We start from the raw sequence: 26,484 nt of genomic DNA, 5'->3' as shown, positions 1-26,484 counted from the left end.
ATATTGGATTTGGACGGATTACCACCTGACCTATCCATTATAAAGGACTTTTTCTTTGCAGAGAATAATAAAATTGAACATTTCAAGTATTCCTAATAGTGAAATTAAATTAATGCAACACTAGTGAATCAGCATGTTTAATGAATTCTTCATCGTGCTCAATGGTGATAATCGTATTTCCACGTTCCTTGAGTTTTTTAATCATGGAAATCAGTCCTTCTGTATCAGAAGGATGTAACCCGATTGTCGGTTCATCCAAAATAATAATTAGTTCTGTCATTTGAGAATCAAGGATGGCTGCTAATTTTAAACGTTGTGCTTCCCCGCCGGAAAGTGTTGTGTATGGACGATTGAGTGATAAATAATCTAGTCCAACTTTTGAAATACGTTCAATTTTTGTGGATAGATCAAGAAGATAGTCCTGTATTAAAGCTCTTTTTTGATCATCAGTATTTTGATCAATTTGTTTTATCCAGTCTAATAAACGATGTAAATCCCATTTTTCAATTTCAGGCAATCTTTGATTCAATACTGTTGCGGATCGACTCAATTTATTTAGTTTTTCACCGTGGCAATCCGGGCAAATTCCTTCTTCGACATAATCTTTTAAACTTGATGGGACAGATTTTTTATCAGCAATTTTTCTCCATATTTTTGGTTCCACCCCTTCATATTTTCCCTCTAATACTTTGGTAGGCAGCGTTTTTTTCTGCTGATTCGAGATCATATTTGAGTGGATCCCCTGTTTCAGTATTTCAAACTGTTCATCTGTAAAATCACCTAAAGGAACATCTTGGGGAATCTCTATTTCCAGGTAACGAAGGAGAGCATAATATGCTTTTAGTTGATATTCTGCGTAGGTTTTTGCCCAGATAGCTACACCGCCATCGACAATCGTTTTATCTTTTTGATACAAATTGTTTTTGATAACCAGTGACTTACCAAGACCATTACAGGTGGGGCAAGCCCCTTCTTTGGTATTAAAAGAAAAATTTGACCTAGTCAGTTTATCCATACGATATTGACACTTTGGGCAATACATATACACCGTAAATTTTTCATTTATTTTCTCGGTTTCCTCGATCGAATCACTTGCGGAGATTTCTGCTTTACAATTTGGACATTCTCGATGATGCAATTTTTCAAAAATCATTCTTAGATCTGTATACATATCTGTTTGTGTACCAAGAGTAGACCGAGGATTTTCGTTCCGATCCTCTTGATCAATGATGACAGCAGGTGACAGATTTCTTATTTCTCCTACCTTTGGCTTTTGGATTCCTTGATAGCTCATTGTTTCTAAATACTGTCTTTGGGCTTCCATGTATAATGTATCTTTTAGTAAAGTCGTTTTGCCTGAACCAGATAACCCTGTAATGACGGTTAGTTGATTTCGTGGTATTTCTACATGAATATGCTTTAGATTTTTTTCATAAGCATTGCGGATTTCAATATTCATTTTTCTCACCTCGCTAATAGTATATCAGTTTGAAGCAATATTCTATTTTTTCATTACGAAACCTCTTTATAGAAGCGTTTATGTTATGAAGAGGACGAAGTAAGAAAAACAATCATTATTTCTCTTCTAAGAAAATCAGTTTATTATATTGATGAAATTAAAAAGATTATCGATGGAACTCAAGATGAAAATCTGTCCAATATTAAAAAACATTATTCTGTCACACAAAAAAATAATGATATCTATTTGGCGAGACAATTGGATGCTATTTCTTTATATATGAAATACTGCAATGATTTAGTCAAAATGAATCAGCAGCTATGAATGTAAACACAGAAAAACTGCACCTGCCATTTTTAGATCGCATAAACAATTGAGGTGCAGTTCAATACCGTTGATATTTCCGCATGTACTTTGCCTAATATTCTCCTTTAATGACAAAAAACGAGCCCCGAATCGTTCCGGCTAGTTTTGACTTCTGCCTGGCAAACTTAAACTTCCCTTCCAACTCCTTTGGTACCTCCATCCCCTCAGAAAGCTTGAAGCCAACGGCCCGCTTCTTAGGGTTATCCACCGTATACATGACGTTGACCGAGAGACCATCCTCATAAAAGACGTAGGTCCATTTGATATTTTCCACTTGAAAACGCGACGTTTCTAGAGGTTTGGCGGCAAATTCAATATCCCGTTCTTCTTTCAAAATTCGGTTCACATAATCAAGGATCTCGCCGGACTCGCTAGCTGGTACAACCGTAAATTCATGCTTGTATTTGTTCATAAAGTAACGAGCTTCATTAGCCCGTAAACCAGCAAGCGCTTCTGCCACAGGTGAAGACTCTAAACCAACCGTAGAGACATTTTTAAAATCAACGATATAGGACAATTCCATTTCTCCTCCTTTTATCTCTTTATTTCAAACAACAAGAAGCCACATTTCTGCAAAAACTAATCCGTTTTCATTCGGGTACAATCTAATATAATATATGATCAAAAAAAAAGAAAACTTATACTTTAGGATCTTCCCTTAGTGTAAATTGTTTGATGGTTTGGAACCTAATGAGTAAACGATTCATATTTTCTTTCAACCATTGAAAAATATATAAAAGCAAGGATAGAACTGTAAAAACATACATTAATTGAATTTTTTTCATCCGTACCAAAGACACTATTCCAAATTTTGTTAAGTAAGGTACTGCAATATATGTAAAAAATGAATCAAAAAGAAAATTCAGCATCATAAATCGGAAAAATTTCCCGTAAGTCCATTTTAATATCCACAGCGAACCGACTATAAACGGCCCTAACATAAAAGGATAGACCCCCGATAATTTTGGATGGATGGTTTCATACCACCACCACCATCTTCGCTTTTTAGCGATTATATTAACAATTCTCACCAGCAAAGAGATAAATACCCCTGAAGGCAAAAAACGTTTAAAAGGCCGTTCACCGAACATTGGAATGGTGAACCAAGGAAGTATCATTATCAATAGCAACAAAGGCTTGGAATACTTCATGATTTTCATAACCCCTTCTTTTCAATCCATTAGGTATATTATTTCCAATAAAATTCAGGATATATCTTTTCAATACTGAAAATATAAAGATAGGTCTTTATATAAGTATCCTTCCCGTTTAGGAGATTATTCTTGCGACCAAGGTGAACCTCTTCTAAATATTTGCATTAAAAATAAAAGCCGTCGATATGTGTTGTCGACGACCCAATCAACAAATTTCGCAGATCGGCTTTCAAATCTTCCATTAATTGTTCGAGGGTAAGTTCTGTCTCGTTTCTGCCTTTATCATATGCCTTTTTCACAATTTCGGAAAAAGCAGCAATATCCGGGTTTTTTTTCGAATCCTCCTTCTCCAATACGAATCCTCCTAAACTATTATAATTACACATATTACAATAAAGTTGTAAATTTGTAAATCTATTTCCAGTTAAAAATGTTGAATCTCTTCGAAACATGACAAACTGCGCTCAAACCTTTCTTTTTCAAGGCTTTTCAAGGGCAAAATACCACCGCAATTCCACAAAATTTCCCGGAAAATAACACCTTTTTTTTATTTCTCCCCAAAATACTATCAAACTATGGTAAAATGAGAGAAAAATAGGGGAAATAGAGGTGATTTGTCTAGTGAAGAAAACGATCGTTCGGACATTGTCCACAGCCGCATTGTTTTCCATCATTTACGCGGGGACGGCACACGCTGATACATACAAAGTTAAAAAAGGCGATACGTTATCGGAAATTGCCAGCAAATATAAAACGAGTGTCGCTCAACTGAAAAAACTGAACGGCTTAAAGTCAGATCTCATCCACATTAACCAAACCCTCCAAGTTTCCACTACTGCCAAAAATACTAAAGCATCCACACCAACTACCTACAAAGTGGTCAAAGGGGATGCCCTTATCAAAATTGCCAACCGATTCCATGTTACCGTTGGCGAACTCAAGCAGTGGAACAAGCTGGACAGCTCGATTATTTATGTTGGCCAGGTGTTGAAGGTTTCGGATGGGACTTCAGCGACGCTGAAGACGTCAGTTGCTAAGCCAAAGACAACAACTGCGGCGAAACCAGCTGCCTCCGTGTCGACAACTACTTATACCGTTAAAAGCGGCGATTATTTAGAAAAAATTGCCAAGAAATACAACACGACCGTGAATCATTTAAAATCACTCAATAAACTTAAGTCCGACCTAATCCGTGCCGGGCAAAAGCTGAAAGTTCCGGCCAAAGTGGTCAAGGAACAGGCTCAAAGTACAAAGAAGCCGGCCGCAGCCAAACCAGCGGCAACAAAACCGGCCACTGCAAACGGTAGTCAAACGACAGCTACGACTACTTATATTGTTAAAAGTGGCGACTTCCTTGGCAAAATTGCCAATCAGTTTGACACAACTGTCGGGAACTTGAAATCATTGAATAAACTCACATCCGATATAATCTATGTCGGACAAAAGTTGAAGGTGCCTAGTCAAGTCTACGCATCCAAACCGGAGAACACCGCCCCAGCCAAACCGGCGGTATCGGATACAGGTTATGATGCTAACTTTGCTGCTAAGCTTGTTTCGGTTGCCAAAAGCTTAATGGGCGTTCCTTACGTCTGGGGCGGCACTACGCTTGACGGTTTCGACTGCAGCGGGTTCATTTATTATGTGACCAACAAAGCCGGTATTTCCATCGGCCGTACTTCCGCCGCAGGATACTACAGCCGCAGCTACTATGTCGACCAGCCAAAATCCGGAGATCTTGTCTTCTTTGAAAATACCTATAAAAAAGGCATTTCCCATGTAGGCATCTATCTCGGCAGTAATTTATTTATCCACGCCAATGACGGTTCAAAAATCAATGGTGTGCAAATTTCTAGTTTAACAGACAGCTATTTCAAGCAACATTTTGATGGATTCAAAAGGTTTTATTAAAGCTGTAAAAAAAGCCAGTCCTGTTTTTGATAGCAGGACTGGCTTTCCTATTTTATTGGGAGGTTTCAACTTTTTTGATGGTTTTTGAACTTTCTCGACCCTCTTTGTGACCTCTCCAAAGGGCTTGGGATAATTGCAATTGAAAAGTCAGCACGAACTGCTGACTTTTGCTTAGCTATATTAGATTTAATGAAATGGATAGCTTTCGTCAACAAGATTCACTCTTTTTAGCAGGTCTATTTTTTCAAGTAAGGTTTCGGTTGGTAAGTCGGCAGCAATTCCATGGCTTTCATCAAACAATATCGCTCGTTTTGAAAGTTCTTGAACTAAATCAAGATTATGCGTCGAGGTAATAACGGTCTTCCCCGCTTGATTTAAAGTAGCCAGAAAGTCAACCAGCCATCTTTGCGTTCTCGGATCTAATCCGTTCATGGGCTCATCCAGGATGAGAACTTCCGGATTTAATGCCAGCACACAGGCAATGGCCACTTTGCGTTTCTCGCCACCGGACAAATGATAAGGCTGCCTGTGCTTAAAGCTTTGAATCCCCAGTAAATCAAGACAGTCGTTTACTCTTTTGGCCACTTCGCTCTCATTCATCCCCATTTGTCTGGGTCCAAAGGCGATCTCATCATAGACATCGGGGCAAAACAGCTGTGTATCAGAATTTTGAAACACGAAACCGATTTTTTGGTGAAACTTCTTGGAAAATATGGGATCCTTCAGTTTTTTTGGCGTAATCTCCTGATGATTGAATCGGTAAACACCCTGATTGGGAGACAACAGCCCATTCAGCAATTTCAGCAGCGTTGATTTACCGGTGCCGTTTGCGCCCAATAAGGCGACAGCTTCTCCCTTCTCAATATGGAGATTGATATTTTTCAACGCTATCGTACCTTCGTATGAATAGGAGACCTCTTTTAAATCGATCATGTGTTATATCCTTCCCCAATATAAAAACGCTGTGATGATGGCGACGGTTTTCAAAATGTAAAGCAAGTCCGCCATCGACCATTTCCATTTATTGTGAACGGTGTATTCACCGGTGAATCCTCTACACTCCATAGCAGCATACATGTCCTCGGCCATTTCCTTTGACTTGATAAACATCGTTCCCGAAATTCCGGCCATCGAGGCATATTTGTTGTTATTTCTGCCTACTGACCGCAGCTTTAAAGAATAAAGCATATTCAAGGAAAAGTCCCCGAGCATCGAAATATATTTGATCGTGATATCCAGAACGAGAATAAAAATATTCGGGACGCCAAACCTTCTCAAGGCACTTGTAATTGAATGCCATCTGGTGGAATGAGAAAGTATATTTACCGCTATTAATGTTGAAAGCACCTTCAAAGTAATCATCATGCTCGTATAAGTGTTCCCTAAAACGACGTTTGGCAACAGAATCATAAATGTAAAAATGGCCATCGCCAAGCTCACACTAAGAATTTTTACAATTTCTTTTCCTTCCATAAGGCTCAGGACGACCAGCAGGTATACATCGACAACTAAGATAAATGTATAACTAGTTGATAGTGACAGAAGGATCACAAGTAAAAAAGTAAATGCCACCTTAAGAGCTGCATTTACCTGAAATTTATCCATTTGATAGCCACTTTGGGACTTTAGCTTCGACAGAATCCTCAGGATCGACAGGATGCTTTTGTTGATAAACTGATCCTTGTCTGGTGGAGGACTGTACGGTTGATTTTTTACTAACCAGTCAGGCATGTCCTTGATGCTCCTTATGATTTAGGAATCTCTCTTGAATTTTTTTTATGAAAGCTGCTAATGATTTTAAAAATAATCATCATGATGGCAACTCCGGCGACGGCTGATAAGAGATATCCTGCTATTTCCGGTAGTCCTGTCACCGAGTAATCGGGCAAGATGGCGTTAAAACTGAAGCCATTCTTCATTCCCGCAGGAGTAAAGCCCAATTGCTTGCCACCAGAAACGACATTTTTAATTTCGTCCGCTCCCCATTCTCCCCAGGCGGTGCCCGAAGCAAGCAGTCCGAGTGGTGTCAGACAAATGAGAGTAACCAGCAATCCATAGATTGGATGAATTTTATGTTTTGTCCCTTCAAAGATGGTGTCCGGAGAGACTTTTTTTATAAAGCTGTAGATAGCAACGGTAAAAAGGGCTTCGATCACACCCGCAACTAAAAGGTGGGGAATCATCATCGCCGGGATCGATACCGATAATGGATAAGGGCTATACAGCGGCAGTCCTTCTGCATTTGTGAAAAGGAGCGGCTGGATGCCAAACTCGATCGCTGTCGCCAGTGCCGCCATGTTCAGGCCGACATATGATCCCACGATGATTCCTAGGTATTCACCCTTTGCTGTTTTAGCACGATCTTTGATAAATTTATAGATAAAATAGCCAAGGAAAGAAGCAATAAACGCCATATTAAAGCTATTTGCCGCAAACGAAAGGATGCCCCCATCGCCGAACAGTAAGGCTTGAATAAATAGCGTTACGGTTATAGCAATACAGGCGGCATATGGGCCTAACAGGATGGCTAATAACGTTCCTCCGATGGCATGGCCGGTTGTTCCACCGGGAAGAGGAATATTGAACATCATAAGTAGAAAGGAAAACGCCGCCCCAATACCAATCATCGGTAATTTAGCCTTTGTTGCTTCCGTTTTCACTTTACTTACGGCAACTGTCCATACTGGGAGCATTGCCGCCCCCATGACCATACAAGTAGATGGACTGAGATAATTGTCTGGAATATGCATAGTTTCTCCTCCCTGCCAAATGGATGTAACGGGCATTGTCAGCCGAGTCCTTTAAATTCCTGTTGGAATGGTGAATCTTAGTCCATTATATCAAGTAACACAAATTTATAAATCCGTAACACGAAGGAAAGTATGACAATCAGATGAACTTTTTGTCTATTTCACTGACGGGTGCTACGGTACTTCTTGAACACGAACGCATGAGAGCATTGGTTCTTTTTGACCTTGACCAGCCCTGACCCGGGGTGGCTTTAGTCTATTTCATTTACGGGTGCTACGGTAAATTTACCGTACTGTACTCCTTTCATCGAAACCAGTTGATCACTCAGCGTTTGCAGTGTGCCGGCTTTTCCTTTGACAATGATTAATTCTAAACAACTGTGTTTATCTAAATGAAAATGGGTTGTTGCCAATATTTCATGATGATAATCATGTTGAATCTCTGTCATCTGTTCTAATAACCCTTTATGACCGTGGTCATAAAACAATAAAATGGAACCTGCAACATATTGTTCCGGATCCTTCCAATCTTCCGCCAATAGGGCATCCCTAACCAAATCTCTGACAGCCTCCGACCGATTGGAGTAACCTTTATTTGCAATTAACTGGTCAAACTCCGTTAATAGTTTCTTATCCATGGACACACCAAAACGAGTGAGGGTAGAATCCTTCATTTTCATCAACTCCTAAAATCCTGATTGTTCTCTTGCAACAACTATAAGATAAAAAACATGATGAAACAATTAGGAATAACTTTGTATCACCCTTCACTGAAACATCAGCTACAATCGTGTAAAAGTATTCTTGGCGCTTTCCATTCGTTTTTGACTTGTTTCATAAAGTATAAGGGGAGTGAAACAAATAGGTTGATTAAAAGAGTTGGCGGGTAAACTTTGAAAATTGACGGGTAAAAGATCAAAACCGACGGGTAAAGTTCTAATTTTGACGGGAATAGATCAAAATTGACGGGTAAGTTCTAATTTTATCGGTTAAAAGATTAAAATCGGCGGGTATAGTTCTAATTTTGACGGGCAAATTCAGAAAAATGACGGATAAACAGTAAATCCCGCTTATGAAAGACACTTTCACTTTAGATTCGCTGTGTTTATTTTTCCAAAAGGGGGTTGGGGTTCCTCATTGGTCTGGGTTTTGGGTATAATATAAAAATATGGAGTTTTCGGTGAAAGGTCGTGTAGGGATGGAGTTTGTTCGGGAACTGGCGGATGAGTTGCGGGAGTTGTTGAATCCGAATGCGCCGGAGGATGCGCGGCTGGTGCAGAAGGGTTTGATGTTATACCGGCAGGGGATGGTATCGCAGCTGCAGGTGGCGGAGTCGGGTATACAAGCGACGGTGCAGGATGTGGCGGCGGTGAAAGTGCTCCTAGATCCGCTGTTTTTGGGACTGAGTGAGTGTTCGTGTCCGGCCGATGAACTGTGTCGGCATCAGCTGGCGGTGTTTTTTGCCGCGTATGCACAGGTCGGCAGTGTCGGCGATTGGGTGACGGAGTGGCGCGAGCCTGTACGCGAGAAGAAGTCGGTTGTCGCCTGGGGACTGCAGAAAGCGAAGGATTTGGTGAAGGCGAACGGGCTGCTGAAGCCGGATTATGGGCGCTGGGTTGATTCGTTTGAGAAGAGCTTTGATGCGCTTTTGGCGGCGAAGAAGTACACGAATCCGTTTGTTGTCCCGGAGTTGTTTGGAATTTATCGGCGGCGACTGCAGGCGAGTGCGCCATTGGAGGCGGAGTGGCGGCTGCTGTATGAGCTGGTGGCGACGGTGGTGGCGTTTCGCAAGCTGGCGGTGCTTAGTGAGCAGATGGGACATAGTGAGGATGCGGTGCATCGTTCTTATGGCCATTTGTTTGAGTCGCTGGTCGATGAAGCCGAGGATTTACTTGAAAAAATCGGGATGCAGACGCTGCCGTTTGATTTTGATGAGTTTATTGTTGGCTTGAAGGATGAGGTGTTTGCACTGCTGACGGTGGTGCCGGGCTTGGTGCACCACCGGATTGAGCTGTACCGGGAGCTGTGGAGCGGGCTGTTTCGCAAGACGGCTTGGCGGGAGGCGGAGCTTGAGCGGGTGCTGGCGCGGCTGCGGACGGTTACGGACGAGGAAAACCCGCTGCCGTTGGTGCTGGCCGGGATTCATTTGAATGTGCTGCTCGGCGAGGATGAGAAGGCGCTTAAGTCACTTGATTGGATTGAGGATGAAGTGGCTGTCCCCTATATGGTGTATTGGATTGAGTATTTGTCGGGTTTGAAGGTGTGGAAGCGGGCTGGCCGGTATATTGATTTGTTTTTGCATAAATTGAAGGGGTACCTGGATTCGGAAGCGTTTGTTGGCGGCTTTCAAGGCCGGGCCGGGGTTGTGCGGACGGTGCTGCGGGTGATTTCGCCATATGTGTCGGAGAACGGCCGGATGGATGTGTATGAGCGAGCGATGCAGTGCAGTTTGCCTTATAGTTATGCGGAGTATGAGTATTTTTTGTTTGAGCGCAGGATGTATGAGCGCTGGGGTGAGCTGCAGGCGCTGGTTGGGATGGAGTATCAGGATTTACCGCGGGACCGCGTGAAGGTTATCGAGAAGGAGCAGCCGGAGGTGCTATTGGGGATGCTGCATCAGTCGGCCCAGCGGGAGATTGATCAGAAAAACCGGGCAAGCTACCGGATGGCGGTGCGACATTTGAAAAAATTGCGGACGCTGTATAAAAAGCTGAAGCGGGTTGACGATTGGGAGTATTTTCTCGAAGGACTGCTGGAGCGGACGAAGCGACTGCGGGCATTTCATGAGGAGTGTGCGCGCGGGAAGTTGATTAGTTAATTGGTTGGGTTATTGTATCCGGGTAACAAGCCACGCAGATCATCAGGCGCGGTGTTACTTGAGGATGGGGCGTGCATACTTGCGCATGGGGTGCGTTTATTTGCGGATCCGCATCCCAATTGGCGTTTTGCACTCTCCAACTGGCGGATTGCAACCCCCAATTGGCGTTTCGCACCCTCCAATTGGCGATTAGCAACCTCTAATTGGCGTTTCTCCTCGTTAATTGGTGTTTCTCAACCTCCAACTGGCGTTTCACACTCCCCAATTGACGCCAAGCATCTCGCCATTTTGCGGAGTGCCCCCTCTTTCTAATCACACATCATGGGGATACCGTAAAACCTTCTGCCTTCCCCCTCCCCTTACCGCTATTTTTGGGTATAATAAAAGAATATGGATTTTTTAAGTGGTGCCTGACACCACTCGGGAGATATAAAGGGGCATTTGTCTTATGCTGAGAACGAGATTTTTGAAATTATCGACAACAACATTAGAGGATGGGCGTTTTCTAATTAGCGCTCAGGATGAGCATGGGCGTTTTCTTCCACCTTTTGTCTGGAAGGATCTCGTCTTTAGCACCCATGCGGAAAGTTTTTACGGAACGGCGCTTGAGGAAACGTCGGCAGGAAACATTGATGGTGTGACTTTGAACGGCTGGCAGCTTGTTTCTCTGTTTGCCAAAGAGTCATTTAATCGCTTTGTTGAGTGGGATTGGAATGAGGAATCTGAGATTTGTCTGGCCGCCGCTCTCTCCCTTTATGAGGGGATACTTGGGAAGGATTGGCTGCCGGACTTTTCCGTCTGGGGCAAAGCCGACGGTGATTTCCGCTGGAAGCTTCCAGAACGGGTCAAAAAGGAATTTGCCTCATCCTTTTGGCAGCAGGAAGTTGCCGGCACAGGCAGAGATGCGAGCCAGTACATCTCCGATTTGTTTAACGTGGCGCTTAATGCGTATTTAACGCGAAATACAAAAATGAAAGAATTGTTTGGACCCAAGCTAGCGTTATTAAAAAAACAAAATATCTCCGGCGGCGAACTGGCGCGCTACTTTGATGAGGAGTCCTGGCTGGAATGGGTCGGCGTGAAAAAAAGCGACGCCCCCTTTACGATTGGCCTGCGGCTTGATGAGCCGCTTGAAGGTGAAGGAGATTGGACACTGGATATTTTTTTACGTGGAAAAAAGAATCCTGATCAGCTCTTTGATGCCGAAGATGTGAAGCGGATTCCGGTAAAGTGGCGGCCGCATCTCGACCGTGTTGACCGCGAACAGCGCCGCTGGGTACGGCTGATCCCGTGGCTTGGTGAAGAAGAAACTGGAGCCTTGAAATCCCGGCTAACCGAAGAGGAAGCATGGTTATTTTTAACAGAGGTAAGTGAAACGCTGCTGGCACTTGATGTGGAAATTCTTCTCCCCGCCTGGTGGCAGGCGATGAAAAATGCCAATTTGCGGGTGAAGGCGGCGCTGAAAGGGGCATCGAGCCACCGCCCTTCGTTTGTCGGGCTCGATGCGATGCTTGATTTCAACTGGCGGTTCTCGATGAACGGCGTCGATTTGTCCGAGGAGGAGTTTAACCAGTTGGTCGAGGAAAAACGGCGATTAGTCTATATCCGCGGGCGCTGGGTGAAGCTAGACCCGCAATTTATCCGGCAAATTCAGGATTTGGTGAAACGGGCTGAGAAGGAAGGCTTGCATATCCGTGATTTACTGGAGCAGGAGCTGGTTGAAGCGGCTGAGGCCGAGGAGGAATTGGAAAATCCAAAGGCGTTTGCCAAGATTCAGATTGAGTTGAACCGGCAGTGGAAGCAGATGATGAAGCAATTATCGGAGGTTCTGGAAATTCCGATGATCGAAGTGCCGAGTGGGCTGCAGGGGGAGTTACGGCCGTACCAGCAGCTGGGCATGAGCTGGCTCTGGTTTTTACGACAATACGGATTCGGTGCCTGCCTCGCCGACGACATGGGCCTCGGAAAAACCATCCAGCTGATTTCCTACTTGCTCAAAGTCAAGGAGGCGAATGATCCGTTGGATGAGGATCCTGCGACATTAAACGTGGTGCCTGACACCACAAAAAGACACGATTCCACCCCAGGTGGACAGTTGGGGATCGACGGTGTTGTCGAAGGTGGTGATGAGGCAGGCATGATGGCTGATACCGTCCAAGGTGACGATACGGTTTGGGTGCCTGACACCAACTTCGGCAGCGACATTCCTGGTGTGGATATAGTGCCTGACACCAAGAAAAAGGACATTGCTCCTCCTCCAGAGAAAGCTGTGGCGAAGGCAGCGTTGATAATTTGCCCGACTTCGGTCTTGGGGAACTGGCAGAAGGAGCTGGAGCGGTTTGCGCCGGAGTTGCAGGTGTATTTACACTATGGATCGAACCGTCTGAAGGGTCAAGAATTTTCCAAAATGGTACGGGATGTCGATGTGGTGCTAACTTCCTATGGCCTGAGCCATCTCGATTCTGAGGAGTTTGAGTCCATCTTCTGGGGAACGATTGCGATTGACGAGGCGCAGAACATCAAGAATGCCGGTACGAAGCAATCCCGGGCCGTTCGCAGGCTGCGTGGCCGCCATCATATCGCCTTAACAGGGACACCGATGGAGAACCGCCTGTCCGAGCTCTGGTCGATTTTTGATTTTATCAATCACGGCTATCTTGGCAGCCTTAGACAGTTTCAGAAAAAGTTTATTATTCCTATTGAAAAGGAAGAAAATAAAGATAAAATTCAGCAGCTGCAATCACTGATTCGTCCCTTCCTGCTGCGCCGCACGAAAAAGGATGAAGAAGTAGCCCTCAATCTGCCGGATAAGCTGGAGCAAAAGGAATACTGCCCGCTGACAGCAGAGCAGGCATCGCTATATGAGCAGCTGATTCATGATTCGTTTGCGCAGCTTGAACAGCTGTCCGGGTTTGAGCGCAAGGGGCTAATTTTACAAATGCTGAGCCGTTTGAAACAGTTGTGCAATCACCCGGCTCTGTATTTGAAGGAAAATTCGGCAGTTCGCGAACTGCAGCTGCAAGAGCGCTCGAACAAGTTGGAGAAGCTTGTGGAGCTGATCGAGGCGGTGTTGGAGCAGGGCGAAAGCTGTCTTATTTTTACCCAGTACCTCGAGATGGGCGAAATGATCAGGAGTGTATTGAAGAAGAAATTTGCCGTTAATGTACCATTTTTGAATGGCAGTGTGGCCAAGTCGCAGCGGGATATGATGATTGAACAATTCCAGAACGGCGAATTTCCGGTGTTTTTGCTGTCGTTAAAGGCCGGGGGAACCGGGTTAAACCTGACGGCTGCGAATCATGTGATTCACTATGACCGCTGGTGGAATCCAGCGGTTGAAAACCAGGCGACCGACCGCGCCTATCGCATCGGCCAATCACGCTTTGTTCATGTCCATAAGCTTATCTGCGCCGGTACACTTGAGGAAAAAATAGATGCCATGCTCGAGAAAAAGCAATTTCTCAATGATCAAATTATCCAAAGTGAAAACTGGATCACCGAGCTGTCAACTGAGGAGCTGAAAGATTTGGTGTATTTGGGATAACGAAGTTTGTTGTTAGGCACTACCGGGAACAATTCACATGGTAGTGCCTGGCACCTTATGTCTAATACAAAAATGGTTCCGGGCAAGACCCCCGGAACCATTTTTTTAGTTAAGAACGATGATTTTAACTGTTTTTCGTCCCCAATTTCTTGCTGCATTTTTGGTTGGCAGAAGGACATCAATGATATGACCTTTGATGGCCCCGCCTGTGTCACCGGCGACGGCTACACCATAGCCCTCGACCCAGACTCTTTTCCCCAGTGGAATCACTCGCGGGTCGACTGCAATCAGTTTCATATTGGGGTTCTTTTTAATATTATAGCCGGCCGCGGTAATGTAATGTGACTCACCAGGGCTGTAGGCGGTGGCGGTCACGTACATCTCCTCGCCGCTGACAGCTGCACTCGGCTGCGAATCGCCGCCCGCTGACGTTGATGAACCCGACTGTTGTTCACGTGCTTGGGCGGCCTGTTGTTCATGCTTAATTTTTTCCTGAATGTCGTTCATTTGCGATTCAATGCCTGCTTTTTTCTGTTGTGCTAGCTTCATTTGCTGGATAATTCGATCATATTTTTTTTGCATATCGGCTAAAACTATTTGCCTTTTTTGCAAATATTGGTTGAGTTTTTGCTGCTGTTCGGCGAGGGTGCTTTGTTCTTTTTCCAACACCTGCTCTTGGCCATCAATTTCTTTTTTATCCTTTTCGATTTGTTGCAGGTCTTGTTTTTGCGCCGTTAAAATATCCTTATCTGCATCCAATAAGGTTGATGCAGCAGTTGCCCGTTGAATGAAATCGCTGATGCTGTCGGCCTCAAATAAGAGATTAATAAAAATGTCAAAGGTATCAGTTTGCTGGAGCGCCACCGCCCGCTTTTTCATAATATCCCTGCGGGCCAGAATATTATCCTCCAGCTTCACGATTTCCTCCTTTTTCTGTTCGATCAGCTGCTGCACCGCCGCAATTTTTTCCTTCGTTGCAGCCATTTCTTCTTGGTTTTTGGTGATCGAACTATGTATCGTTTGTAATTCTTGCTGAATTGCTTCTATTTCATGATTAACCGATTGCTTTTCTTGCTGCTTCTGTTCTACAAAACTTTGTTTTTCTTGCAGCCTTTGCTTGGCATTACTTAAGGCTTCCTTGTTTGTTTCTGCATGTGTCACGAGCGTGTCCGATGCACACAGCAAGAGTGTAAGTAACACGAGAATTATACGCTTTATCGTTTTGATCGTCTTGATCGTCACCTGCATACACTTCTCCCTCCTTATTAATCTAGTTATAACAAAACAATATGCCAGCGATGTTACAAAAAGATTAAAAGGCCATCACAATTTGTCATATTGTTGTTATTTTCGCTGCTTTTTTGGTGCCTGACACCATAAAAAGACACAATTCCACCCCACATGGACATTTTGTTATAATTTTCCATCACTAGGCGACAAAAAGGTTCCGGAGGACCACGCTTCCGGAACCTTTTTGTTGGGTTTGTTATTTGGTGACTTTGATTGTGAGTTTTTTTGCTTCGGCTAAGATTCCTGCTTTTTTCTTTTTTACTTGGCTCATTTTTCTTTTCGGCATTTGTACTAAGTAGGAAACCCTTTTTCCCTCTTTGATCAACAGGTTATGGAATGCATCGAAAACTTCCTCTTCCGATAGTTCTTTTTGACCTGTTTCAATCTCTATTTTCTGATGTTGGTAGGTAAAATAAATGTTATACTCATGGAGGTTGAAAACGATACCTGCCGAATTAAGCGAAATACTCTCATAGTGAAACTTTGCGGCCACTTGAGGTGGCTGAAATGATAGCAGGACCGCGTCATAAAAGTCAGGTCTCCTAGTAATCTGCCATTCCCGCTCTCCCACTTTGTCACCAATAAAAAATAGAGAACCCGTTGTCATAACCCCCAAATATATTTGATTATGATGCATTCTCTGTCTATTTCGACATCCTTCGTCATTTACCTGCCGTGACCAATGATCAATTGCTTGATTGTGCACAACTTTCACATTTGTATTTGTGCTGATTGTGCACAACTAATTTTCATGGTTTCTTTTCCCGTTAAGTTAAGGACAGGAATGTTAAAAACGGCGGTGAATAAGATGACTATTGCGGAAAAATTACGGATGCTTCGCGAAAAACAAAACTGGTCTCAGGAAACCTTATCAAAAATGATTAATTTACATCGTTCCACGATCAGTCGCTATGAAACAGGAAAAACGATCCCCAATGAAGAAACATTGCTTAAGTTTGCAGATGTATATAAAGTCGGAAAAGATTTTTTTAAAGATAGCAAGGAACAACAGGAGCTCCACATGGACCATGCGGGGTTTGTCATGAAGGAAGGGCCGGCCGACCCCGATATGGCAATCATTCACCAGCTGCTTGCGGATCATCCGGAAATGAAAAAAGCGCTTGTAGAGTTTCAACTATTGCCTCCGAAACGGAAGGCATACGCAATTGACGCTCTCAATGACTTCATTAAACTGTTGAATCACAAGCACAAAGGCAAGATGTAGCTGGCAGTGAAGTTCCAGGGTATGTGGGGCAAATGACGTTGCATCAAAGAAGCCGCTGAACTCGTCCGTTCAGCGGCTCCTTTTTAAAAAACAGGGGGGTTTTCTAAAAGTTTACCCATCTGGGAAATTTATATACAGGCAGATAGTAATTTTTAATTCTTGAATAAAAAAAATTCCGACAAAATGCTGTCGGAATGTCAAATTATGAGGAAGCTATTGAGGATTTGTGTTGATTTTCTTTTCAACGGAAGGAGGTTTAAGGGGAATTTAGAGTTGTACTCACTGATGATTTGGGATTTTTTCCTGCCTTTTCCGCAGTTGTTTGGAGTATATTTGGGCTGGGCCCCGCTCCCTAAGTTCAAGCTGCTGCTCCCTTACAAGCCATTCCAACTGGCTGACACGCTTCTGCAAGCTGTAAACATTGTTATTGGCTTTTCCCACCATTTTAATTAAACTTTCCAGCAGCTGTTCGAGATTACTGGCATCCTTCTGATTAAAACGCATACTCTTCCTCCTTTTTGGCGCCCACAGTCGCCGCAGCAGCTTTTGCGTAGGTTTCCCTTTGGCCTGTTTGTGATGCTGCCGGGGCGGTTGTTTGTGTTTCTACCGTTACCGCGTTGGATGCAGCGGATGCCGTTTGGGCACCAGTTGTGTCCACGAATGCTCTTTCGGAGGCTAATTGCGCCCTCGCTGTATCATTAGCCCTTTGCGTTTCCACCTCTACCGCCGATGTTGCTGCTGGGGCGGCCTGTGATTCTGCCGGGGCTGTTCGTGATGCTACTGGGGCTTCGTGCACTGCCGCTGGAGCCGTTTGCGTTTCTAAAGTGGCCGGAGGCGTTTGCGGCCTGCTGCTCAGAAAACGAACAGTTTCAGCGACTACCTCAGTGACATAAATTCGTTTTCCCTCTCTGTTATCATAATGCCGGGTTTGCAGCCGCCCTGTGATTCCGAGCAGTGAGCCCTTTCGACAATAGTAGCATGTGTTTTCAGCAGCCTTGCGCCAAAGGGTGCACTGGACAAAATCCGTGTCAATTTCGCCATGATGATTGCGAAAGTTGCGGTTCACCGCGAGGATAATCTGGGTTACCGATGTGCCTTCGGCTGTTGATTTTAGCTCCGGATTCCTCGTCAAACGGCCGACAAGCGTAACTTGATTGATCAAGACGTCAACTCCTTTTGCGTTTGATAACTTCATCATAGCCCCCCGACCGTATGCGTGTAAAACTGCGAAATGACCGCCATTGAGGGGAGAAATGAATAGAAAACAGCGACTTCGCAGCGTTTTTGTAAATTTGAGAGTACCTAACCGGTCTAACACTCATTCTTTTCATCTCTAATAAAGATTTTTCGACATTTTCTTTGAAGTGTCATATGTTATAATGAGGAAAAATAAGTCAGGAGAGTGTCGATGAAAACATTTAAGCTTTTCTCTTTGGATGTTTTAGAAGATAATCAATCTGTTGAAGTTCCCCTAGAAGATGGTTTGGCGCTGAATAAGGAAGACGAGCACAACACCTGGCTGCTTGAGGCTTACACCCATTTGGATCTTTATGATTTTTTCAATAAAATTTACAGTGAAAATCGCGAAATTATTGTCGAAGCCAAAATTACCAAAAGGGAGAATGCCCCGGCTTATTTTCAAACGAAGATTTGCTCCCTGCTTAAATTTGAACAGCACATCAGCGTCCTGTTGGAGGGGCACCTGCGCCGTAATAGAAGCGATTACTCTGAACTTTTGCTCGAAAATCTACTGCAAAAAGGGCTTGAGGGGCAGGCACTGCTGGCTGAATTTAAAGAAAAAATGAAGAGCAAACCGAAACTTAAGGTGAAAAATTGAAACCAGGGGGACGTTTCTTCGCAGTTTGAAAGCGAAAGAACCGGCCCCCTGTTTGTCTTTACTCATCCTTATTATCACGGTCGTTCCGGTCGATATCATCCTCAATTATTTCTTCGTTCTTGGTGTTGCTGTCCTTCATTGGATCCTTATCGGTGTCGGTGTTTTTGTCCTCCGCCGGACTGAAATTGTCGTCATTGTTAATGACGTCGTTTTGATCATTTGGGGTGACATCGTATTTGGTATTGGTCGGCGCCATATCCCTGTCATTGTTGTAATTGGTATTTACAGACGGCGGCGGATTTTGATCATTATTATCATTGTTACAGCCGGCCAGCACCATGCTGGAAAGTAAAGAGCAGACAAACATGAACAATAGCCTTCTTTTCATATAAAAAACTCCTTTCAAATAAATTTTTACAAGTATAGCTTCCCCTGCAATTTGAAATATGTTACAGGAACATTTTTACAACTTAATTTGGTTTTTCAAAAAGTTCCGCCATTATAAAAAACGGCAAAAATCGTTCAAATCCGGTTAAAAGCAATGTCTTCAACTTTATCCCTCGCTCTACTTTTTACATTTTTATATAATGTTTTTATTGAAACCAGCTGAAAACCGTCAAAGTGGTTTTACAGAACCATATAACACACTTGAGCTTCAGACATAGAAAGGGTGGAAGAATACTGTGACGCCGTTTACTGAAAAAACCATTGAGATTATTCGAAGTATTCCTGTCGGTAAAGTAATGACCTATGGACAAATCGCCAAACTCGCCGGGAGTCCCCGCGCTGCCCGCCAGGTTGTCCGTATTCTGCATTCAATGAGCCGCTCCTATCGGCTGCCATGGCACCGGGTCGTAAACGCCAAAGGAGCAATCGCCATCCAAGACGACGAATCCTACAATGAGCAATGGTTTTCCCTTGAAGCCGAAGGGGTAAAGATAGGCCTGCATGGAATGATTGACTTGGAAAAATACCAGTGGCACCCTGATGGGAATGATGGTATTGGTTAATTCTTATTCATCAGAAACCAGCCTTTTCTGGTGAAGTGGAAAAACCGATTGGTAAACGGGCAATCGCCGTGGGTCACAGTGGAAAATCTGATGGATGATTAACAAATTGACGATATTTGTATTTTAGTCATTTTTATAGAGACAAATGGCGCTGGCATTCACCAAAAACGTCTCGGTAAAATCCACATGACTCCAAAAAGCAGCCGCAAATATAGAAAAAAATAACACCCATTTTAGGTGTTATTTTCTATGGCCAGAATCAGCCTATTTCCACTTCGTAAAGATGTTCTTTACTTTTTTTACTGGGATTTGCGAGCCGCCGCGTTTCTGGACATTTTCGACCATCATCGCAATCAGCAAATCCGGTTTTTCTGGGTTGTAGGCTATGAACCAACCGTTTTCCGTTCCGGTTTGGCCCTGCTTCTGCTTGATTTCCGCAGTTCCCGTTTTACCAGCAAGCGGGTAGCCTTTCATATCGGCTGCATGGGCCGTCCCATGTGGATCAGCAACCACCCGCCGCAAATCCGCCGCTATTAAGGCTGCATGGGCCGCGGATACAACCGCTTCCTGGAACACTTGTCCCTGCTTGTCAGCCGCTAACAATATTGGCTTAATCATATTACCCTTGTTGATAAATGCTGTATAAGCGGACATCAAATGGACGATACTCATCTGAATTTGTCCCTGTCCGTAACCGGAATCAGCCAGCAATATCTCATTATCGAGCCCGCCAATCTTGGAAACCTCAAGCGGATACGGATAATCAAGTTCGCTTTCGAAGCCGAACTTTTTCAATCCGGCGGAAAAATGGGCTTTCCCAATTTTCAGCGCCGCCTGGGCAAAATAAATATTATCGGAGTACACGAGTGCTTTTTCGAGATTCATAGGGCTGCCGGAGTGAACCCGGGTTACATAGTATCGGCCCCAAGATTTATCTTTTTGCCATTTCAGGCCGTTGATGGCGACACCTTGATTCGGTTTAATCGAGCCGCTTTCCAGTCCGACTGCCGCGGTAATTGGTTTCATCACCGAGCCGGGGGCAAATACCTGACTAAACCGTGTTAATAATGGCTTCTGCTTGTCATCCTGAAGTTTCTTCCATTCGCCTGAGGTGAATCCGAGCATCGCCTGATTGGGGTCAAACGACGGAGTGGAAACCAATGCCAGCGTTTCCCCGGTGACCGGATTCATCGCGGCCGCGGTCCCGGCATTCTTGCCCATTTCATCATAAATGACCGACTGCAAATCGGCATCGATCGTTAACTTAATATTCTTTCCATCAACAACCGGCTTTTCCGCCAGCAGGTCTTCCGAGCCATCAGCCTTCTTGATCGAGATTTTAACCCCGCTCGTGCCTTTCAACTGTTCATCAAATACCTGCTCGAGCCCGCGGACACCAATTACATCACCAGCTGTGTAGCCTTTGTCCTTCAATTTTTCCAGTTTTTCTGCGGTAATCGGGCCTACATAGCCGATCAGCTGAGCTGCGGCTTTGCCATATGGATACACCCGCGCCTCAACCTTACGGGTTTGCACCGGCTTGAGCGCCACTAGCTGAGCAATCCGCTGTTTATCTTCCATCGAGACTTTTTTCAGAGGGACAAACATCCCTTTTTGCACCCAGCTTGCCTCAAGTTCCTTCGTAATCTCTTCCTTCGACATTTTGAGGAGCTTAGACAACGGGTCAAGGACAGAATTATCCAAGTCACCGGCGACAACACCGACCTCGTACACTTGGCCGTTTGCCGCTAAACTGTTGCCATAGCGGTCGAGGATTTCTCCTCGTTTCGGCTGGATGGTGTTCAGGCTGATCTTATCGCCTGCTTTTAGCTGTGGAAAAATGAACCCTGTATTCCAATCAACATACCAGTTTTTCTTATCGTTCTTTTCTTCCTTCTTGAGATTAGCCTTGTAGGTAAATGAAATAGGGCCTGCAAGGCTATCCATTTTGGCGCTGAATGTATAATCGGCTTTTTCCTTATCTGCCTGGTTATCGTCTTTTGGTTTCTTGAAGGTAAGTTTAAGATGGGTAATCTGTAAATCACTGTAGATTTTTTTATATCGGCCTGTAAATTCCTCTTTAGAGACTTTCTTTTTTGCACTATTCGAAAGGTAATTATACATCTTATCAAACTTTTGCTGATTCCATAAATTTATGTACTCTGCAAAGCGATCCTGCGGTGTTGGTTCCTTACTGCAGCCCGCTATAACAAGAATAAGCACCGCTGTCAGCAGCACCCCAACAAGCTTTTTCACAACAAAATCCCTCCTTGCTTTTACTTTACCCCATTCTACCACACAATAATGGTGGCAAGTAACCGGGAAAGGTGGAGGAGCCTTGCAAGCCACGGCTCGGCGCGATATATAATTAAGGTTGTGGGGATTTGTAAAATACTTACAAATTGTCCAGCCCACGCGGACAAGTGTCCACGGATGGTGTCAGGCACCATGTGAAACTTTCACAAACTTTCTTATTTTACATTTCTTACTTTGCTTTCTTCCTTTACTTGCGGGGATTGCTTTTTTGCGGCATAAAAAAAAGAGGAAAGTTGTTTTCCTCTTCCCCTTTGAGCTTGTGTTTGCTTCCGTATAGTGCTTTGTTTCTATTAGCAGTTTGCACTAAATATCGAAAGCCGCATGATCCATTTTTGGTTGCCAGCCTTTGTTTTGTCAGATGCTTGCTGGATTATGAATTGGTCTTTTCAGTTGAGTTTGAAGATTCCTCTTCACCTGAAGACTTGTTGCCATCGGTGTTCTTGTCACTGTCAGTGGACTTGTCTTCACCACTGGACTTGTCGTTTTCGATGGACTTGCCGTCTTCAACAGACTTGTCACTGTCGACTGACTTCCCAGCTTTAGACTTCTCAGAATTATCGAGTTCTGTTTGTTCGGATTTTGGTGTTTCCATTGTCTTTTTCACATTCGATACATTGTCTTCCAATAAGGTGCTTACTGGTTTGTCAAAGTATTTCGTTGGATTCACCGCTACGCCATCTTTGCGAATTTCAAAGTGAACATGTGTGCCGGCTTTCTCATTGAACAGGCTTTGGCCCGCTTTGGCGATCACATCACCTTGTTTGACCACGTCGTTAACTGCTACTTTAATATCTTTCACAGATTGATATTGTGTTACAATACCATTGGCATGTTCGATTTCAATCACATTGCCGAGAACAGCGTCTTGATCATCAACACGGACAACCTTTCCGCCTAAAGATGCAACAACATCAAAAGTTTTGCCATTGGGCATTGTGATATCAACACCAGTGTTCGGTGAATACGTATTATTGTAAAATACGAGAGCTGCTTCCTGATCTGCTGCTTTTGCATTAAAATCATAGAATTTTGTTTTAATTACAGCAGACTTTGCGTTTGCCACTGGCATTTTGAAGTTTTCCAATGATTTGTTGACTTCAACGGCCGGCGGATTCTTTTTACCAGTCAAATCAGTAGACTTATAATGATACTTGTCCGTGTTATTGCTTGCTGACTGGTACCAAAGGACTCCTGTTAAAATGATTGCTGCGCTAACAATATAGATGGCTGGAAACACCCAACGCTTTTTGAAGAAGCGTTTTACTTTTGAACCTTGAGAAGATCGTTTATTTTCTTCCTCTCTCATTTTCATCACCTCAGCAATCATTGTGAACAGATAAGTAGAATTATATACACATGGTTGGAAAATTTTTTATTTTTTGTCAGGGCTGAGGTTTTTATGCATGTATTTTGAAAAAAAATCCGTTAAGGGGGATCTTTTGATGAAAAATAGCTTAAAATGGGCGCTTCGCCTGCTGCCCTTGCTTTATATGGCGGCGGTTTGGATTCAGTCAAGCCTGCCGGCGGATCAGTTCGTCAAGCTGCCGGATTCGGCGCTCGACCACACGATTAAGGAATCCTTACATTTAATTGAGTTCGCGATTCTTTATGTATTGCTGGTACTGGCGTTTTTAACACGGCGGCGGGTGTTTACGGCTGCTTTGAATGTCAGTTGTGCCTTGTTTGCCGCCCTATATGGGATCAGCGACGAAATCCATCAATCATTTTATCCGTACCGCTCCGCTTCCTTATTTGATTTGGTTAAGGACTTTACGGGGATTGCTGTGTGCTTCTATTTTATTCGCAGAGCGCTGTTCGGCGGAAAGTTTGCGAAGCTTGGGAGGGTACTGGGCCGAGTACGCGGGCTTGGGGGATCATGATTTTTGAGCCTGAATTTTTGGGCATTTATCGAAGGATTGTCACCCGTTACCTACCCCGGAACTCTTGTTACCAATCATTTTTTCGCTTTACCGGCAAGCTACTTTTGTCAACCGAGTTTCCCACATTACCGGAAGGCAGGTACTACCACCAATCACAATCTATCACACCCCTACACAGCCAAAAAGCCAGGCATTAAGCCTGGCTTCCGTCTATTTTTGCGCTGTGATTGTTTGCAGCATGTTGTCGGCGGAGGTGATTTGCACCCCTTGGTAGTAGTGCTTGACGATTTCCTTATAGTTCTTACCCTGGGCTGCCATTCCGTTGGCGCCGTATTGGCTCATCCCAACGCCGTGACCGAAGCCCTTTGTGGTAATCACAATTTTGTTGCCCTTCCGCTCCCAGGCAAAGTCCGTCGACCTTAAATCAAGTTTTTCGCGAATCGCTTTGCCGGTTAGAATTCTTCCATTAAAATCGACCTTGGCCACGCGCTTGCCTTTCGTTCTGGCGATAATTTTTCCAATCGTGCCTCCTGAACCGACCTTCACGCCAAGCCGAGCTTCAAACTGTGAAATCGGAATTTCCATTTTAGACATGAACTTCTCCGTTCCTCTATCCCAAGGGCTTGAGACACTTTTTAGGTAAGGAATAGAACCGCCCCATAATTCTTCGGAACTTTCCGTGTAGCCGTTGCTCGTGGAAAAAAACAAGGCATCAATTGGTTTATTCTTATAGGTTAAAATTTGCCCGCTTGTCGCGCGCACAGCTTCTTGGACCCGTTTCTTTTTCCAGGCATAGTCCTTGCCCCAATCCCGTCGCTGCTCGGCATCGTTTTTGTACACTTGGTGGAGCTGGGTATCGGTAACCAAAGCACCTTTAGCTAAAGCACTTTTAGGCATCCCCAGTTGAGTCTTGCTAATCAACCGGTTGACAATATAGGTTCTCGCTGCCAGCGCCTGGGCTTTGAGGGCCTCTTCGTTAAAATCTGCCGGCATTTCTGCAGCTACAACACCGACAAGATAATCTTCCAGTTTCACTTTTTCAATTTTCGATTGAGCCGAACGAAACACGGCGACCTCGATTGCTGCTTCTTTTTTGGAGGAAGATACCGTTTTACTGGTACTTGCCTTGCCCTTAGCGAGCTCCTCCCCTAATTTGCCGCTTGCCTTACCGTCGTTAAACGGCAGGACCAACACGGCAGGTATTACTAAAGTCAAGGCAAAGAGAATTGATGCAAGTACGATGAATGGTTTGAATTTTTCCATGATTGTGCCTCCAGAATGAAAATTGACGCCGAACTCGTGCCTGGGCCCGGGTGCGTCTCATTAAAACATATGGAGGCGGACAAGCATTTATGACAATTAATTTGGGGTAATAGCAACTGTCCTCCCCACGTGGACAAATGTCCACAAACGGTGTCAGGCACCATGTGAAAATTTCACATAGTACCGTTAGTGGCGGCAAACTGTAACTACTAAAATGCAGACTCGATACCAAAGCTGAAACGAAGCTAAAAAACGCCGAGCTGCATTAAAAAACAGGACCTGCTTTATACCAGGTCCTGTTGCTTTGGTTTTTCCGTAACTATTGACTTTTTACGCGTTGAGGTCAGTGACATATTTGGGTAGTTCGACGAAGGTTTCTTCTGCTTCTTTTACGCGTTCAATGTCCGCACCTAATGCAGCAAGCTTCTCGTGGAAGTTGACGTATCCACGATCCAAGTGTTTCAGTTCGGTCACACGTGTTACACCATCAGCAACAAGCCCGGTTAAAATCAAGGCAGCTGCAGCTCGAAGGTCCGTTGCAGAAACTTCCGCACCTTGTAAATCAGAAGGACCAGTTAAAATAACCGAACGACCTTCAATTTTAATGTCGGCATTCATGCGACGGAATTCCTCCACATGCATGAAGCGATTTTCAAATACGGTTTCCGTAATCATGGAAGTACCTTCTGCCCGTAGCAGGAGGGCCATCATTTGCGATTGCATATCGGTTGGGAAACCAGGATGCGGCATCGTTTTAATATCAACTGCCTTCAAATGTTCCGGACCGATGACACGGACACCATCCGCTTCTTCGATTATCGTGACACCCATTTCCTCCATTTTCGCAATTAAGGAAGATAGATGCTCCGGAACAGCCCCTTGAACCAGTACATTTCCGCCGGTAATCGCTGCCGCCACCATAAAGGTCCCCGCTTCAATCCGATCTGGAATAATCGTATGGTCGGCACCAAATAACACATCTACGCCTTCAATTCTGATTGTCCCTGTACCGGCACCTTTGACACGACCACCCATTTTATTCAAAAAGTTGGCCAAATCAACGATTTCCGGTTCTTTTGCGGCGTTTTCAATCGTCGTTGTCCCTTGAGCAAGGGAAGCCGCCATCATGATATTCTCAGTTGCACCAACACTTGGGAAATCCAAATAAACCTTTGCGCCCTGAAGACGGCCGTTTACTTCTGCTTCAATAAAGCCATTTCCCACTTTTACCTTGGCACCCATGGCTTCAAAGCCTTTCAAATGCTGGTCAATTGGCCGGGAGCCAATGGCACAGCCACCAGGAAGAGCGACTCGGGCACGACCATTCCGTGCCAATAATGATCCCATGACAAGTACAGACGCGCGCATTTTTCGAACGTATTCGAACGGCGCTTCTTCTTTCAACACTCTGGATGCATCAACAAACACTGTATTATTGTCAAAATGTACTTCTGCATTTAAATTGCGTAGCACTTCATTAATTGTGTATACATCGGAGAGTGTAGGTACATCACGTATTACACTTTTTCCGTCACTTGCTAATAATGTTGCAGCGATAACAGGCAGGACGGCGTTTTTTGCGCCTTCAACTTTTACCGTTCCATAAAGCCTTTTTCCGCCGCGGACGATGATCTTTTCCAAGAGTATTCCCCTCCGCGTCCATT

General features: G+C 44.3%; 24 protein-coding genes. 7 read left to right on the top strand and 17 right to left on the bottom strand.

Annotated elements, in window-relative coordinates:
- Positions 1-109 precede the first annotated feature (109 nt).
- From JK635_RS05840 to JK635_RS05825, 4 genes are all read right to left on the bottom strand, one after another.
- Positions 110-1,459, bottom strand: a complete 1,350-nt coding sequence (locus JK635_RS05840; protein WP_202653048.1) for an excinuclease ABC subunit UvrA — start codon at positions 1,457-1,459, stop codon at positions 110-112.
- A 418-nt stretch (positions 1,460-1,877) separates the two neighbouring features.
- Entirely contained in the window at positions 1,878-2,342 is a 465-nt protein-coding gene (locus JK635_RS05835) for a DUF8821 family protein (RefSeq protein WP_202653052.1), read from the bottom strand.
- Between the two features lie 121 nt (positions 2,343-2,463).
- Positions 2,464-2,976, bottom strand: coding sequence for a hypothetical protein (locus tag JK635_RS05830; protein ID WP_202653047.1), 513 nt, complete (start codon positions 2,974-2,976; stop codon positions 2,464-2,466).
- 167 nt (positions 2,977-3,143) lie between these two features.
- The gene (locus tag JK635_RS05825; RefSeq protein WP_202653046.1) at positions 3,144-3,332 is read right to left on the bottom strand and encodes a YwzD family small protein; all 189 of its coding nucleotides are present in this window, start codon (positions 3,330-3,332) and stop codon (positions 3,144-3,146) included.
- 268 nt (positions 3,333-3,600) lie between these two features.
- Between JK635_RS05825 and JK635_RS05820 the strand changes: the two genes are divergently transcribed.
- Positions 3,601-4,887 (top strand): C40 family peptidase, encoded by a 1,287-nt coding sequence (locus JK635_RS05820; protein WP_202653045.1) that lies wholly within the window; start codon positions 3,601-3,603, stop codon positions 4,885-4,887.
- 186 nt (positions 4,888-5,073) lie between these two features.
- Here the strand turns inward: JK635_RS05820 and JK635_RS05815 are convergent, their stop codons facing one another.
- From JK635_RS05815 to nikR, 4 genes are all read right to left on the bottom strand, one after another.
- Positions 5,074-5,820: an energy-coupling factor ABC transporter ATP-binding protein gene (locus JK635_RS05815; protein WP_202653044.1), complete on the bottom strand. Its 747-nt coding sequence runs from the start codon at positions 5,818-5,820 to the stop codon at positions 5,074-5,076.
- 3 nt (positions 5,821-5,823) lie between these two features.
- Complete coding sequence (locus tag JK635_RS05810; protein WP_202653043.1) at positions 5,824-6,618, bottom strand: energy-coupling factor transporter transmembrane component T; 795 nt, start codon at positions 6,616-6,618, stop codon at positions 5,824-5,826.
- A gap of 14 nt (positions 6,619-6,632) precedes the next feature.
- Positions 6,633-7,637: a cobalt transporter CbiM gene (gene cbiM, locus JK635_RS05805; RefSeq protein WP_202653042.1), complete on the bottom strand. Its 1,005-nt coding sequence runs from the start codon at positions 7,635-7,637 to the stop codon at positions 6,633-6,635.
- A gap of 251 nt (positions 7,638-7,888) precedes the next feature.
- Positions 7,889-8,311 carry a nickel-responsive transcriptional regulator NikR gene (nikR, locus tag JK635_RS05800; RefSeq protein WP_202653041.1) on the bottom strand — a complete coding sequence of 141 codons (423 nt, stop codon included), beginning with the start codon at positions 8,309-8,311 and terminating at the stop codon, positions 7,889-7,891.
- Between the two features lie 524 nt (positions 8,312-8,835).
- On the opposite strand from nikR, the gene JK635_RS05795 reads away from it, so the two are divergent.
- Together JK635_RS05795 and JK635_RS05790 are read left to right on the top strand one after the other, a co-directional pair.
- Positions 8,836-10,455 (top strand): SWIM zinc finger family protein, encoded by a 1,620-nt coding sequence (locus JK635_RS05795; protein WP_202653040.1) that lies wholly within the window; start codon positions 8,836-8,838, stop codon positions 10,453-10,455.
- A gap of 448 nt (positions 10,456-10,903) precedes the next feature.
- The gene (locus tag JK635_RS05790; RefSeq protein WP_202653039.1) at positions 10,904-13,999 is read left to right on the top strand and encodes a DEAD/DEAH box helicase; all 3,096 of its coding nucleotides are present in this window, start codon (positions 10,904-10,906) and stop codon (positions 13,997-13,999) included.
- Positions 14,000-14,104: 105 nt separating this feature from the next.
- On the opposite strand, the gene JK635_RS05785 is transcribed toward JK635_RS05790, so the two are convergent.
- Both JK635_RS05785 and JK635_RS05780 read right to left on the bottom strand, forming a co-directional pair.
- Positions 14,105-15,247 (bottom strand): 3D domain-containing protein, encoded by a 1,143-nt coding sequence (locus JK635_RS05785; RefSeq protein ID WP_235887914.1) that lies wholly within the window; start codon positions 15,245-15,247, stop codon positions 14,105-14,107.
- 238 nt (positions 15,248-15,485) lie between these two features.
- Positions 15,486-15,896, bottom strand: coding sequence for a hypothetical protein (locus JK635_RS05780; protein ID WP_202653038.1), 411 nt, complete (start codon positions 15,894-15,896; stop codon positions 15,486-15,488).
- Between the two features lie 201 nt (positions 15,897-16,097).
- Between JK635_RS05780 and JK635_RS05775 the strand changes: the two genes are divergently transcribed.
- Positions 16,098-16,514 (top strand): helix-turn-helix domain-containing protein, encoded by a 417-nt coding sequence (locus tag JK635_RS05775; RefSeq protein WP_202653037.1) that lies wholly within the window; start codon positions 16,098-16,100, stop codon positions 16,512-16,514.
- Positions 16,515-16,793: 279 nt separating this feature from the next.
- On the opposite strand, the gene JK635_RS05770 is transcribed toward JK635_RS05775, so the two are convergent.
- Positions 16,794-17,018, bottom strand: coding sequence for a hypothetical protein (locus tag JK635_RS05770; RefSeq protein WP_202653036.1), 225 nt, complete (start codon positions 17,016-17,018; stop codon positions 16,794-16,796).
- Positions 17,008-17,676 (bottom strand): single-stranded DNA-binding protein, encoded by a 669-nt coding sequence (gene ssb, locus JK635_RS24150; protein ID WP_235887922.1) that lies wholly within the window; start codon positions 17,674-17,676, stop codon positions 17,008-17,010. Before ssb ends, JK635_RS05770 begins: the two co-directional genes overlap by 11 nt.
- Positions 17,677-17,922: 246 nt before the next feature.
- On the opposite strand from ssb, the gene JK635_RS05760 reads away from it, so the two are divergent.
- Positions 17,923-18,351: a YwpF family protein gene (locus JK635_RS05760; protein ID WP_202653035.1), complete on the top strand. Its 429-nt coding sequence runs from the start codon at positions 17,923-17,925 to the stop codon at positions 18,349-18,351.
- A 58-nt stretch (positions 18,352-18,409) separates the two neighbouring features.
- On the opposite strand, the gene JK635_RS05755 is transcribed toward JK635_RS05760, so the two are convergent.
- Positions 18,410-18,739, bottom strand: coding sequence for a hypothetical protein (locus tag JK635_RS05755; RefSeq protein ID WP_202653034.1), 330 nt, complete (start codon positions 18,737-18,739; stop codon positions 18,410-18,412).
- 295 nt (positions 18,740-19,034) lie between these two features.
- Between JK635_RS05755 and JK635_RS05750 the strand changes: the two genes are divergently transcribed.
- Positions 19,035-19,361, top strand: coding sequence for an MGMT family protein (locus JK635_RS05750; RefSeq protein WP_202653033.1), 327 nt, complete (start codon positions 19,035-19,037; stop codon positions 19,359-19,361).
- Between the two features lie 264 nt (positions 19,362-19,625).
- On the opposite strand, the gene JK635_RS05745 is transcribed toward JK635_RS05750, so the two are convergent.
- Both JK635_RS05745 and spoIIQ read right to left on the bottom strand, forming a co-directional pair.
- A complete protein-coding gene (locus JK635_RS05745; protein ID WP_202653032.1) occupies positions 19,626-21,617 on the bottom strand; it encodes a penicillin-binding transpeptidase domain-containing protein in 1,992 nt (663 codons plus the stop codon).
- Positions 21,618-22,047: 430 nt separating this feature from the next.
- Positions 22,048-22,983, bottom strand: coding sequence for a stage II sporulation protein SpoIIQ (gene spoIIQ / locus JK635_RS05740; protein ID WP_202653031.1), 936 nt, complete (start codon positions 22,981-22,983; stop codon positions 22,048-22,050).
- Between the two features lie 97 nt (positions 22,984-23,080).
- Here spoIIQ and JK635_RS05735 point away from each other — a divergent pair, with 97 nt between their 5' ends.
- Positions 23,081-23,557: a VanZ family protein gene (locus JK635_RS05735; RefSeq protein WP_498043854.1), complete on the top strand. Its 477-nt coding sequence runs from the start codon at positions 23,081-23,083 to the stop codon at positions 23,555-23,557.
- 210 nt (positions 23,558-23,767) lie between these two features.
- Here the strand turns inward: JK635_RS05735 and spoIID are convergent, their stop codons facing one another.
- Both spoIID and murA read right to left on the bottom strand, forming a co-directional pair.
- A complete protein-coding gene (gene spoIID, locus JK635_RS05730; RefSeq protein WP_202653029.1) occupies positions 23,768-24,820 on the bottom strand; it encodes a stage II sporulation protein D in 1,053 nt (350 codons plus the stop codon).
- Between the two features lie 330 nt (positions 24,821-25,150).
- Positions 25,151-26,461, bottom strand: a complete 1,311-nt coding sequence (gene murA / locus JK635_RS05725) for a UDP-N-acetylglucosamine 1-carboxyvinyltransferase (protein WP_202653028.1) — start codon at positions 26,459-26,461, stop codon at positions 25,151-25,153.
- Positions 26,462-26,484 lie beyond the last annotated feature (23 nt).

The sequence above is a fragment of the Neobacillus paridis genome (assembly GCF_016765675.1).
Classification (GTDB): Bacteria; Bacillota; Bacilli; order Bacillales; family Cytobacillaceae; genus Neobacillus; species Neobacillus paridis.
Note: the sequence above shows the minus strand (reverse complement) of the source record. Positions and strands in the feature narration are given on the sequence as shown.